Source organism: Mycobacterium sp. 1165178.9 (genome assembly GCF_001673555.1).
Classification (GTDB): domain Bacteria; phylum Actinomycetota; class Actinomycetes; order Mycobacteriales; family Mycobacteriaceae; genus Mycobacterium.
In genome coordinates this window covers 1-870 of record NZ_LZMB01000224.1, presented here as the reverse complement: position 1 = coordinate 870, position 870 = coordinate 1, and the positions used below count along the sequence as shown (strand labels likewise).

The window sequence follows — 870 nt, the reverse complement described above, 5'->3', positions numbered from 1 at the left end:
CCGGGACGGCGTCCATCAGGTGAGTGCGGCCGGACTTGACCACGGTGTGCCACTCGCGGGCCTTGCCGGCCAGGGCGTCGTGCAGCACCTCGAGCGCCGGGATGAGGTGACGCACGGCGGCCTCGGTGGCGGCGATATGGGTTGCGGTGGGGAAGGTGTCGTTCGACGACTGCGACATGTTGACGTCGTCGTTGGGGTGCACCGTCACGCCGTTGGCGGCCGCGATGCTGGCGATCACCTCGTTGGTGTTCATGTTGGAGCTGGTGCCCGAACCGGTCTGGAAGACGTCGATGGGGAACTGGTCGTCGTGCTGGCCGTCGGCGATCTCAGCCGCCGCGGCGATGATCGCGTCGGCCTTCTCGGGGGCCAGCAACCCGAGGTCCTTGTTGACCTGCGCGCAGGCGCCCTTCAGCAAGCCCAGCGCGCGGATCTGGGTGCGCTCCAGGCCGCGACCGGAGATCGGGAAGTTCTCGACCGCGCGCTGAGTCTGGGCGCGCCACAACGCTTTTGCGGGCACCCGGACCTCGCCCATGGTGTCGTGCTCGATGCGGTACTCGGTTTCGTCAGCGGCCATTGAGTGGCGTCCTCGCTCTCGGTGGTCAGGGCAGGGGATAGGCGGCGGAGGTATCGCCGGTGAAGTCGATGGCGGAGTACTCGTTGAGTTTCGAAAGCCGGTGGTAGGCCTCGATCATCCGGACCGTTCCCGACTTCGACCGCATGACGATCGACTGGGTGGTGCAGCCGCCGGGGTAGTACTGCACGCCCTTGAGCAGGTCGCCGTCGGTGACGCCGGTGGCGCAGAAGAAGACGTTCTCGCCGGACACCAGATCCTCGGTGGTCAACACCTTGTCGAGGTCGTAGCCGGCGTCG

General features: G+C 67.1%; 2 protein-coding genes. Both read right to left on the bottom strand.

Annotated elements, in window-relative coordinates:
* Window positions 1-574, bottom strand: a 574-nt coding sequence (locus A5652_RS10385; protein ID WP_255361826.1) for a lyase family protein, incomplete at its 3' end; no start/stop codon positions are given.
* Window positions 575-599: 25 nt separating this feature from the next.
* Window positions 600-870: fructose-bisphosphatase class II (locus tag A5652_RS10380; protein ID WP_156745261.1), on the bottom strand; the 271-nt coding region annotated here is incomplete at its 5' end.